Below are 11,237 nucleotides of genomic sequence, written 5' to 3'. Positions count from 1 at the left end.
TGAGTTGCCTACGTGTCACACCCAGCGTCCTACCAGGTCCTGTCCCCGCACGGGACCAGAACCCGAAATTGATCACGACCTCACACAGGCCCTAGAACGGCAGCCTCAGAACCTGCCTCGACGATCTCCATGCCTGGAGCGACGCACACCCCCGTCACGACCCCGTCTACCTCAAACTCGAACTCAAACGGGGCTTCCGGTCCCATGCCGGAATGGGGCCGGCCCAACTGGACCGGCTGGTAGCCGGACACCTCGGTGCCGGGAACCTCTTCACTCCCGCAGACATGCTCGGAGCTGAATACGCCCAGCACCTGGCCGACCTGTCGGCAGCCGGCCGACTCGGAGATGCCTCCATGTGGCCTGCCATGACCCAACCGAGCCCGAACGGAGACCCCCGCCTCGTCCACGATGCCGAACTGCGCCGCTGGTTCGTCGTCTTCGACACCCAGGCCGCCGGCTGGCTGAACGACGGTTACACGCTGTCGTGGTACTGCCGCAGCCACTACCTCACCGTCGAAGGCTCGGCCGAAAGCGTCGTCCCCACGTTCGACGACACCCACCCCGACCCCACCGCCGCGGCCCAACGCGTCCAGTACCTCGCCCGGCAAGGCCACTCCAGCGCCACCGCCTTCGACTGGATGAACGCACCCGGCGCATTCACCCTCTGGCCCCGAGCCTGCGCCCGCCGGGCCCGAGGCGCTGACCGCCGCGTTCGGCACCCTCGGCTCGGTCGGCATCGCCCTCACCTCTGACCTCTTGAAGGGGGATGCGGCCGCCTTCCGCGAGTTCTGGCACCTGCGGGACGAGGCCGTCGAGGAGGGGCTGTGCCGCTATGCGCCCGGCATCGTCGACCCGCCGGCCGAGATGGGGCCGGCGCTGTGGTCGGCGGTCGACCGCCTCCCGAGGCTGGGCCGCGTGCTGTTCGCTGCGACCGGGTCCATGCCCCGGCCACAGAGTCCGCCCGCTTCACGGCTGCGGGAGCGCTACCTCGACCCCGAGGAGGGCGGCGAAAGCTGACGCTGCCCCGTACGCCTTGCGACGGCGCTCACGACCTACCACTTCGGCTCGCTGCTGGGAAGGCCACCTGCACGGTTCCTGCATATTTCTACCGCGTGTCGTCCCACCTCGCTAGGCTGGCCAACAGGCTGGTGAGCGAGGGGAATAGCGTGCCGGAGCAGGAGCACGACGCGAGGCGAGTTGGTTCGGTGGGCCCCAGCCGGGCGGGAACGGCCCTGTACGAGCGTGACGATGAGGTGGCCGCCGCGCGGGAGGCTGTGGAGGCGCTCTGCACCCGCTCGGCGGACAGCGGTGGTCGACGTGGCGGGCTGCTGTTCCTGAGCGGCGCCGCCGGACTGGGCAAGACGACTTTGCTGGCCGAGATCCGAGCCATGGCCGCTGCCCGAGGGTGCACGGTCCTGTCCGCGCGCGGCAGCGAGCAGGAGCACACCGTTCCCTTCCACGTCGTCCGGCAGTTGTTGCAACCTGTCCTGGCATCCTGCACCGAGGCCGAACGCCGCGAGATCTTCGGGGGCTGGTACGAGATCGCGGGACCGGCCGTCGGCCTCTTCGCTCAGCAGGCCGGTGCCGCCGTGCCGGATCCACAGGGCGTCCGGGACGGTCTCGACTGGGTCCTCACACAGCTCGCCGTGCGCAAGGCGCCGATCATCACGGTCGTCGACGATGCCCACTGGGGTGATGCGGAGTCCCTCACCTGGCTGGCCACGTTCGCCGTGCGCGTGCAGGAACTTCCCGTCCTGATCGTCCTGGGGTACCGCCCGAACGAACTGCCGGCCGAAGCCGCGGCGTTCCGGGAACTGGTCGGCGGCCGCGGGTCACACCCGATCACCCTGCGCGCTCTCAGCCCTGAGTCGGTCGCGAAACTGGTCCGCGGCGCGCTCGGGCCCGACACGGACGATCCCTTCTGCCGCGAGTGCTGGGCCGTCACCGGCGGCAACCCCTACGAAACCGTCGAACTCGTCGCCAAAGTCCAGGACCGAGGTCTCACCCCCTCGGAGGAGTCGGCTCATCTGCTGCGAGACCTCGGTGCGTCGTCCCGCGGCAGCGGACTGGTCAAGCGGCTGGAGAGGCTCGGCAACCGGGCCGTGCGGCTTGCCTGGTCGGCGGCGGTACTCGGTACGGAGATCTCCCCCGAACTGGCGGCTTCGGTGGCCGGGCTGCCACCGGCCGAGGCCGAGGACGCCACGGACACATTGCGCGTCGCCCGTATCCTGACCGGCACCAGGACCCTCGAGTTCGTCCACCCCCTCATCGCCACTGCCGTGTACCGGGCCATCCCATCGGCGATGCGCACCGCCATACACGGGCAGGCCGCGAGTGCGGTGACCGACGCGGGCCTGAACATCACCGTCGCCGCCCGGCACCTGCTGGAGACCCATCCGGGCAACGACCCGCGGACCGTCGAGCAGCTGCGCGCGGCCGCGCGGGAGAACCTTCGCCAAGGTGCTCCGGACGCCGCTCATCGCTGCCTGGAGCGTGCACTGCGCGAACCGCCCCCGGCCGAGGAGCGTGCGGCCGTGCTCTACGAGCTCGGCTGTTCTGCCCTGCTCACCTCCCCGGCCACCACGGTCAACCACCTCTCGGCGGCCCTGGAGCTGCCCGACCTCGACCCCACGCTCAGGGAGGACGCCACTTTCCGGTTGGCCCAGGCGCTCGCCCACAACGACCAGCTCGGCGAAGCAGCTGCTGTGGCGGGGGCGGGGGTTGCCCACGCACGGACACACGGGGCGCGGCTGCGCCTACAGGCCGCACACCACCTATGGCTGGTCTTCGACACGCAGGAGGTGCAGGCACCTGTCCGTTCCCGTCGGCTCGCTCGGCTCGCCGAGCACCTGTCCGGACAGAGCGTAGGAGAGAAGGCCTTGTTGTGCCTGCGTACCTGGGATGCCACGCTGCGCGGCGAGCCGGCTGAAAGCGCACTGGCCGTCGCCACACGCGCCGTGGGGCTCAGGTACACCGACCCCGACTGGGGCTTTGAGCTGCCCAGCATTACCGCGCTCGGGTACATGTACGCCGACGAGTGCGACCGCGCAGAGGAGCTGTTCAGCTCCGCCATCGCCGAGTGCCAGCAGGTCGGATGGAGCGGAGCCCACCTCTCCTTCGGCTTCAGCCTCCTCGGGCTGGTCCACTTCCGGCGCGGACTGCTCGTCGAGGCCGAGCGCTGCGCGCGTGAGGCAGTCCGGCTGGCCGACCGCGTCGGACCCAGGTTGCCCGCCAAGTGGTACGCCGTCGGTCTGCTGCTCGACGTCCTGCTGTCCCGCGGCCACACCGAGGAAGCGCTGAACGTCGCCGAGATGCACGACTTCGCGCCCCCTTACCCCAACGCGGTGGTCTTCCCGGACCCCCGGACGCTGTACGGGCGCCTGCTGCTCGTCCGTGGCCGTCGCAAGGAAGCCATCGCCCAACTCACCGCCGCCGGGGAACGACTGGAGGCCAAGGGCATGCTCAATCCGACCTGGTGTCCCTGGGCGGGACACCTCGCCCTCGCCCTCGCCCCGGAGGACCCCGCAGGCGCCCGCGCTCTCGCAGCGCAGACACTGCGCCGAGCGGAGCGTTACGGCACGCCCACCGCCACAGGTGAGGCACTGCGCTTCAGCGCGGCGGTGTCCGAGGACGGGGACGCCCCGGCGCTGCTGGAGCGCGCGGTGGAGACGCTCAGCAAGTCCCCGAATCAGTACCTGTACGCCGAGGCACTGGTTGACCTCGCCATCAGCCTCAGGCGCCGCGGCCGTGCACCCCGGGCGGCTGAACTGCTCCTCGAGGGCGCCGACTTGGCGGAGAGGTGCGGCGCAGATCAGCTCGCGGCGCGAGCGCACGCGGAGCTCTCCGCAGCGGGCCCAGGCCCGAGTGAACTACCCACGACGGCGCGGAGGGAAGAGCGGACAGCAGAGCCAGGCCGTGCGGATACCGAGGAACTACGGCACTGACGCCACCCAGCAGAGGCGCGGCACCCCGGACACGACCACCGGTACTGTGCTTGCTTCGTCTCGCCGGCCTGACCGTCACCCACGCGTGTTCCGCGTGCACACCCTGCGGCACCGCCCCAGGGGCCGCACATCATCGCGGCCAGGCTGAAGCTCTTCTTCTCGTTCGTGTGGTCAGTCGTTGCCCGGCCGGTCGTTCCCCGAGGGGACGACCGTGCCGGTGCTCGCCCGGCTGGGGAGGAGGGCGAGTGCCTCCCGCTCTCGCGAGTCCGGTTCGGGGGTGTAGAAGTTGAGTCGGAGGCCGTCCGAACCCGAGAGCGTCACCCTCGCCGGCTGTACGGCGGCACCTGCCACTCCGACATCAACTTCGTCAGGCGGCGTGCTCGGTCTGCTGAGCCAAGGGCTCAAGTGGGCCGGGACCCGAATGGGGCTCCGCCCTCGATCCCGCCACCTACGACGCACTGAGCGGGCCTGACTTCCCCAGCCTCGCCAACTGCACCGACCCACAGGACCGCAGGTCGGTCTTCGACCCTTCGTAGACCGGCCTCACCCGGAACGCTGTTCCCGGCCGGGCTCCAGGTCCCCGTCGGCGAGCTGGGCCGCGTCCTGCGGCGCCCAAGCGCACTGCTCACGGGGCTCGTCCTGCGCCTGGCGATCCCGCTGCTGGTCATCCCCGTCGTCGTGTTCCTGCTGTACCGCTCGCCCGACACCGACGGCGGCAGCGGCCTGGTTACCGCGATGATCCTCATCGTGACGATGCCCGTCGCCCACCCTCCTCAGCCCGCTCACCACGCCCCTGACCTACGTCAACGCCAGCAGTGCCCACGGGTGCCTTCATCGCCCCGCCGCGCCCGCTGCTGCTCGTCGCCGCGCTGACCGTGGCGGCGTCGGTGTGTCTGCTGTCGTTCGTTCTGGGCCGGTGCGCGGCCCGGCTGCCGCGGCTCGACCCGCCCGCCGCCTCGCCTGCGGCATGAACAACAGCAGCGCGAGCGCTGTGCTGCTCACCGCAGCCCTCCCCGACAAGCCGCATCTGCTGTTCCCGGTCCTCGTCCACGGCCGCCTGCTCCAGAAGACGGCCGCGAACCGCGTCGTTCGAGCCCGGGTGCGGCGCCCGGCATGCCCTTCACCGACGGGCTGAGGCCGCGACCGGCGGCCTTCAGGCCGTGCCGTCCACCGGCCCGTCACGGCCGACCGGGACGAGCAGGGTGAAGGTGGCCGGAGCATGGGCGGTCAGGGAGAGCCGGCCGCCAAGGGAGAACGCCAAGTCGCGGGCCAGAGCGAGGCCGATGCCCGTACCCGGCCCGCCACCGCTGTGACCGCGGTCGAACATCCGGGCCGCCGTACCCGGCACTTCACCTTCGTCGGTGACGTCGAAGGCGAGGGCGTCGTCGAGGTCGCGTACGACCAGGCGGACGGTGCCGCGGCCGTGGACGCGGGCGTTGTCCAGCAGGATGTCGAGGATCTCCGTGACCGGCCCGCCAGGCACGGAGAGGTCGTCCGGTACATCCCGGGCGAGGCACGCGAAGCGCCGCCCGATCTGGGCGAACGGGCCATGCCAGCGCTCCTCCGCGGCCCTCAGCACCTGGCCCAGGGTCCGGTCGGGCCCCCTCGGCCTGAGCACCGCCCGGGACGTGGACAGGCGCAGGACCTCTTCCACCGTGTCGTGCAGCCGGCGAGTGGTGGCGAGGGCCTCGGTGAGAACGGGTCGCAGCCGGGCCGCGTCGTCCTGCTCCAGGCCGGACTCCAGCGTCAGCTGAAGGCCGGCCAGGGGCGTGCGCAGCTGGTGGGACGCGTTGGCCGCGAAGTCCCGTTCATGACGCAGGAGTTCGGACAGGCTGTGCAGCATCTCGTTGTGCGTGCGGGCGACCTGGTCGATCTCGGCGATGCTGCTGGAGGCCGCCCGGGCGCCGAGGTCTCCTTCAGTGACGGCCCGGCAGTGCCGGGAGAGGTCCTCCAGCGGCTCGGCCAGGGCCCGCGCCTGACGGCGGGCGACGAGGACGGCGACGGCCAGTGCGACCGCTGCCACGCCCAGCAGAGCCGCCCAGGTCAGGAAGACCCGGTCGCGCACGGCGGCGACCGGGGAGGAGGCCCGTACGACACCGATGACCTGCTCGGCGTGCGAGACGGGCACGGCGACGATCAGGTCACCGCCCGAACGGGTCCGCACGGCCGCACCGCCGAAGGCCTGGCGGACGGCAGAGTCGGCGGCCGCGGGTCCGCTGCCGCCGCGCAGCCGCGCCTGGGGGTCGTACAGGCCGAGGTGCCCGCCGACCGGAGCCGCGGGCAGCTCCACGGGGTCGCCGGTCACGTAGTCCGGGCTCACGCGGACGGCTGCGGCCAGAGCGGCCCGCTCCAGGGTGTCGCGCTGATCGGCGTACAGGGCGGAGCGGATGGCCAGGGCCAAGGGAACGGCGAGGAGGACGACGGCGACCAGGGCTGCGACGACGGCGACTCGCACCACGCGCTGTCTCATGCCTTCATCATGCGGCCGCACCGGCGGGCCCGGCCACGCACGCCGCACGTTTTGCCGTCGTCTAACCCTCGCCGAGCAGAGCGTTAACCGGCCCGTTCCTAGCGTCGAGGGTACGACCGTCCGGTCCGAGGGCTTCCCTTTGGAGGGCAGTGGACATGGCAGCACACGTACGGACGTCCGCATTCGTGGGCCTGGCGCTCGTCGCGGCGGTGACGGCGGGCTGCTCGGGATCCGGCTCGTCGGCTTCCAAGAGCCCTCCCGCCTCAGGCTCGCCCTCGTCCTCGTCTGTCGCGGGAGTGCAGAACAACGCGACGCCCACCGAGTCCAACCCGCCCGGTGACATCCCCGACAACCAGGTGTACGTCCCCTTCCACAAAACCGGTTTCACCGTGAAGGTCCCCGAGGGCTGGGCTCGGACCCAGCGGGACGGCACGACGGCCTTCACGGACAAGCTGAACACCGTACAGATCCAGACGGCTTCCGTGCCCACCGCGCCCACGGTCGGCGACGTGACGAAAACCGTCGTCCCACAGCTGCGTGGACAGGTCCCGAAGTTCGCCGCGCCCAAGGTGTCCGAGGTGACCCGGCACGCCGGCCGCGTCGTCCTGCTGACCTACCAGGGGGACTCGGCGAAAAATCAGGTCACCGGCAAGGTCGTGCGGGACGCGTTCGAGCGGTACGCCTTCTACCGGTCCGGCCATGAGGTGGACCTGACCCTGTCCGGGCCGGTCAACGCCGACAACGTCGACCCCTGGAGGATCATCAGCGACTCCTTCGCCTGGCGGTGACCACCATGGCGGACGAGACGGTCCTCACCGCACGTGAGCTGTACCGCTTCTACCGGGCCGGCGAGGAGGAGACGCTCGCCCTGCGCGGGGTGTCCCTGCGGGTGCGGCGCGGCGAGACGGTCGCGGTGGTCGGACCGTCCGGGTCGGGCAAGTCGACCCTGCTGGCCTGTCTGGCCGGGCTCGACGAACCGTCCGGCGGTGAGGTGCGCGTGGGCGGCGTACGGATCAGCCACCGGCCGGAGACCGAACGGGCCCGGCTACGGGCCCGCCACATCGGAGTGCTGCTCCAGACCCGGAACCTGCTGCCCCACATGAGCGTCAGCGACAACATCCGGCTGGCCCAGCGGGCCGCCGCGGGCAGGCCCGCGGTCTCCGCGAAGAAGCTGCTCGGCCAGGTGGAACTCGCCGGGCGGGGCCATGCCCTGCCCCGGCAGCTGTCCGGCGGTGAACTGGCGCGTGCCGGCCTGGCCGTCGCACTCGCCAACTCCCCCGACATCCTGCTGGCCGACGAACCGACCGGCGAACTGGACGGCGAGACGGAACAGGTCGTCCTCGCGCTGCTGCACGACCGGGCCGTCCGAGGCTGCGCCGTGCTGATCGTCACCCACAGCGCGGAGGCCGTACGCGTCGCCGACCGGGTCATCGGCCTGGAGGACGGAAGAACAGTCGGCGCTTCAGCGGAGCCGGAGCGGCAGGAGGCCCCCGATGTCACCGGATGAGCCACTCGTCGTCTGCCGGGAAGCGGCCCTCACCTTCGGCCAGGGCCCACAGGCGGTCGTGGCCGTCCACGGTGCCAACCTGGAGATCGGGTCCGGTGACCGGCTGGCCGTCGTCGGCCCGTCCGGGTCGGGGAAGAGTTCGCTGCTGCACCTGCTGGCGGGGCTGGAACAGCCCACGAGCGGCACCGTCACCCGGGCCGAGTCCCTCGGGCCGTACGGGATCGGGCTCGTCTTCCAGGGCGACAGCCTGATCCCCGCCCTCAGCGTCGCCGAGAACGCCGCCCTGCCCCTGGTCCTCGCCGACCGCCCTGAACCGCAGGCCCGTGAAGCCGCCCTCGCCGCGCTCGCGCTGGTGGACGCGGCCGACCTCGCCGACCGGCTGCCCGAGGAGATCTCCGGTGGCCAGGCCCAGCGCGTGGCCGCCGCCCGCGTCCTGGCCCAGGCCCCGCGCCTGATCCTCGCCGACGAACCGACCGGCCGCCTCGACCATGCCACCGGCGCGCGCGTGCTGGACGCCCTGCTCACGGCCGCCGACCACACCGGCGCGACCCTCGTCGTCACCACCCACGACCCCGCCATCGCCGCACGCCTGACCGTCCGGCGCACCATGCGCGACGGCCGGCTGCTCGCACCCGAGGAGGTTCCGTGATCACCGCCTGGGCCCGCGGCCTGGCCCGCCACCGCACCGGACGGCTACTGGCCGCCCTGACCGGGATCGCGCTCGCGGTCGCCCTCGTCGCGGCGCTCGGCTCCTTCCTCACCGCGTCGAAAGCGACCATGACCCAGCGCGCCCTGCGCTCCGTCTCCGTCGACTGGCAGGTCCAGGTCCAGCCCGGCGCCGACGCCGGATCAGTGCTCTCGCTGGTGCGCAAGGCGCCCGGTACCCGGGCCGCTCTCCCGGTCGGCTACGCCCGCACCGCCGGTTTCACCGCCCGCGTGCAGGGCAGCACCCAGACCACCGGTCCCGGCATGGCACTCGGCCTGCCCGACGGCTACCGCACGCTGTTCCCCGACGCGATCCGCACTCTGTCCGGCTCCTCCACCGGTGTCCTGCTGGCCCAGCAGACCGCCTCGAACCTGCACGCCGCTGCCGGCGACACCGTCAGCGTCCAGCTGCCGGGCGCCGGAACCCGCCAGGTGAAGGTGGACGGCGTGGTCGACCTGCCCCAGGCCGACTCCCTCTTCCAGACGGTCGGCGCCCCCAGCCAGTCCCAGCCGACCGCACCCCCGGACAACGTCGTCCTGCTGCCCGCCGCCCGGTTCGCCGCCCTCACGCACGGCTCCACCGGTACGACCACCCAGATCCATGTCGCCCGCGACAGCGCACGCCTGCCCTCCGACCCGGCCGCCGCCTACACCGCCGTCACCCGCGCCGCCCACAACCTGGAAGCGCGCTCCGCCGGCACCGCACTCGTCGGTGACAACGTCGGTGCCGCCCTCGACTCCGCCCGCCAGGACGCCCTGTACGCCCAGATCCTCTTCCTCTTCCTCGGCGTCCCCGGCGCGGTCCTGGCCGCCGCACTGACCGTCGCGGTCGCCTCCGCCGGTGGCGAGCGGCGCCGCCAGGAACAGGGCCTGCTGCGGCTGCGCGGCCTGCGCCCCGGCCAGATCACCGCCCTCGCCGGTCTGGAAGCGGCGCTGATCGGCCTGCTCGGCGGCCTGGCCGGACTGGGCATCGCCGCGCTGACCGGGCGCCTCGCCTTCGGCACCGCGTCCTTCGGGACGGGCGCGGGCACCTGGGCGGCCTGGTACGCGATCGCCTTCGTACTCGGCGCCACCGTGGCCGCCTGCGCCGTCCTCGTCCCCGCACTGCGTGACCTGCGCACGGTGACCGTCGCCGAGACCCGCAAGGAATCCGGCGCGCGCGGCGCCCGCAACCCCTGGTGGGCGCGCTACGGCCTGGACTTCGCTCTGCTGATCGGCTCCTGGCTGGTCTTCCGCGCCTCCTCCGGCAACCAGTACGCCCTCGTCCTCGCCCCCGAGGGCGTGCCCAGCATCTCCGTGTCGTACTGGGCGTTCCTCGGCCCCGCACTGCTGTGGATCGGAGCCGCCCTGCTCCTGTGGCGTCTGACCCTGCTGGCCCTCGCCCACGGCCGCCCCGCCCTCGCCCGGCTGGCCCGACCGCTGACCGCGAACCTCGCCGGCACCACAGCCGCCACCCTCTCCCGGCGCCGCCGCCCCCTCGCCCGCTCTGTGGTGCTGCTCGCCCTCGCCGTGTCCTTCGCGATGTCCACGGCCGTCTTCAACGCCACCTACCGGCAACAGGCCGAGGTCGACGCCCGGCTGACCAACGGCGCCGACGTCACCGCCACCGAACCACCCGGCGCCCACGTCCCGCCCGGCGCCGCCGGCACGCTGAAGGTCTCCGGTGTACGCCACGTCGAACCGCTCCAGCACCGCTTCGCCTACGTCGGCTCCGACCTCCAGGACCTCTACGGCGTCCGCCCCGGCACCATCGCCCAGGCAACCTCCCTCCAGGACGCCTACTTCGCGGGCGGCACCGCCCAGCAGCTCATGCGACGACTCGCCGAGATGCCCGACAACCTGCTGGTCAGCGCCGAGACCGTCAACGACTTCCAGCTCTCCCCCGGCGACACCGTCAACCTGCGCATCCAGGACGCCCGCACCAAGGCCCTGCGCACAGTCCCCTTCCACTACGCCGGCATCGTCAAGGAATTCCCCACGGCCCCCAAGGACAGCTTCTTCGTCGCCAACGCCACCTACATCACGCAGGCGACCGGCAGCGACGCGGTGGGCGCCTTCCTCCTCGACACGGGGGGCACCCACCAGCAGCAGATCGCCGCACACCTGCGGGCGAAGCTCGGCACCGCCGCCACCGTCACCGACATCACCCAGACCCGCGGCACCGTCGGCACCAGCCTGACCTCCGTCGATCTGGCCGGCCTCACCCGTATCGAGCTGGCCTTCGCCGTCCTGCTGGCCGCCGGCGCCGGCGGCCTCGTCCTCGCCCTCGGGCTCGCCGAACGCCGCCGCACCTTCGCCATCGCCACCGTCCTCGGCGCCCCCACCCGCCGGCTGCGCGGCATGGTCCTCACCGAAGCCCTGCTCCTGGCCGTCGCCGGCCTGGCCGGAGGCGCCCTCATCGGCTGGGCCCTCTCCGAGATGCTGGTCAAGGTCCTCACCGGCGTCTTCGACCCGCCGCCCGCCACCCTGGCGGTGCCCGGCGGCTACCTGACGCTCACCGCACTGGCCGCTCTGATCGCCGTACTGGCCGCGGCCCTGAACGGAATCCGCGGCACTCGACGTCCCGCCGTCGAGGAACTGCGCGACCTGTGAACCAGCGCGCGACGACCGA

General features: G+C 72.3%; 9 protein-coding genes and 1 pseudogene. 8 read left to right on the top strand and 2 right to left on the bottom strand.

Features of this window, described 5'->3' with window-relative positions; all coding sequences use genetic code 11:
- The first annotated feature begins 365 nt into the window (after positions 1–365).
- From ABT288_RS19640 to ABT288_RS19630, 3 genes are all read left to right on the top strand, one after another.
- Positions 366–752, top strand: coding sequence for a PI-PLC domain-containing protein (locus tag ABT288_RS19640; RefSeq protein ID WP_351609124.1), 387 nt, complete (start codon positions 366–368; stop codon positions 750–752).
- Positions 700–1,017 carry a helix-turn-helix domain-containing protein gene (locus ABT288_RS19635; RefSeq protein ID WP_502972784.1) on the top strand — a complete coding sequence of 106 codons (318 nt, stop codon included), beginning with the start codon at positions 700–702 and terminating at the stop codon, positions 1,015–1,017. The genes ABT288_RS19640 and ABT288_RS19635 overlap by 53 nt, the downstream gene beginning before the upstream one ends.
- Positions 1,018–1,166: 149 nt before the next feature.
- Complete coding sequence (locus tag ABT288_RS19630) at positions 1,167–3,944, top strand: ATP-binding protein (protein WP_351609119.1); 2,778 nt, start codon at positions 1,167–1,169, stop codon at positions 3,942–3,944.
- 171 nt (positions 3,945–4,115) lie between these two features.
- Here ABT288_RS19630 and ABT288_RS19625 read toward each other — a convergent pair whose 3' ends face one another.
- Positions 4,116–4,265, bottom strand: coding sequence for a hypothetical protein (locus ABT288_RS19625; RefSeq protein WP_351609116.1), 150 nt, complete (start codon positions 4,263–4,265; stop codon positions 4,116–4,118).
- Between the two features lie 234 nt (positions 4,266–4,499).
- Here ABT288_RS19625 and ABT288_RS19620 point away from each other — a divergent pair.
- Positions 4,500–5,079: pseudogene (locus ABT288_RS19620) on the top strand (bile acid:sodium symporter family protein); the annotation flags it as partial.
- An 18-nt stretch (positions 5,080–5,097) separates the two neighbouring features.
- Here ABT288_RS19620 and ABT288_RS19615 read toward each other — a convergent pair.
- Entirely contained in the window at positions 5,098–6,414 is a 1,317-nt protein-coding gene (locus tag ABT288_RS19615; protein WP_351609113.1) for a HAMP domain-containing sensor histidine kinase, read from the bottom strand.
- A gap of 155 nt (positions 6,415–6,569) precedes the next feature.
- Between ABT288_RS19615 and ABT288_RS19610 the strand changes: the two genes are divergently transcribed.
- The 4 genes from ABT288_RS19610 to ABT288_RS19595 are packed head-to-tail and all read left to right on the top strand — an operon-like array spanning position 6,570 to position 11,218.
- Positions 6,570–7,202, top strand: coding sequence for a hypothetical protein (locus ABT288_RS19610; RefSeq protein WP_351609111.1), 633 nt, complete (start codon positions 6,570–6,572; stop codon positions 7,200–7,202).
- A 5-nt stretch (positions 7,203–7,207) separates the two neighbouring features.
- Positions 7,208–7,921, top strand: a complete 714-nt coding sequence (locus ABT288_RS19605; RefSeq protein WP_351609108.1) for an ABC transporter ATP-binding protein — start codon at positions 7,208–7,210, stop codon at positions 7,919–7,921.
- Positions 7,908–8,570 carry an ABC transporter ATP-binding protein gene (locus ABT288_RS19600; protein WP_351609105.1) on the top strand — a complete coding sequence of 221 codons (663 nt, stop codon included), beginning with the start codon at positions 7,908–7,910 and terminating at the stop codon, positions 8,568–8,570. Before ABT288_RS19605 ends, ABT288_RS19600 begins: the two co-directional genes overlap by 14 nt.
- Positions 8,567–11,218 carry an FtsX-like permease family protein gene (locus ABT288_RS19595; RefSeq protein ID WP_351609102.1) on the top strand — a complete coding sequence of 884 codons (2,652 nt, stop codon included), beginning with the start codon at positions 8,567–8,569 and terminating at the stop codon, positions 11,216–11,218. Before ABT288_RS19600 ends, ABT288_RS19595 begins: the two co-directional genes overlap by 4 nt.
- The last annotated feature ends 19 nt before the right edge of the window (positions 11,219–11,237 follow it).

The sequence above is a fragment of the Streptomyces sp. NPDC001093 genome (genome assembly GCF_040298985.1).
Lineage (GTDB): Bacteria > Actinomycetota > Actinomycetes > Streptomycetales > Streptomycetaceae > Streptomyces.
Note: the sequence above shows the minus strand (reverse complement) of the source record. Positions and strands in the feature narration are given on the sequence as shown.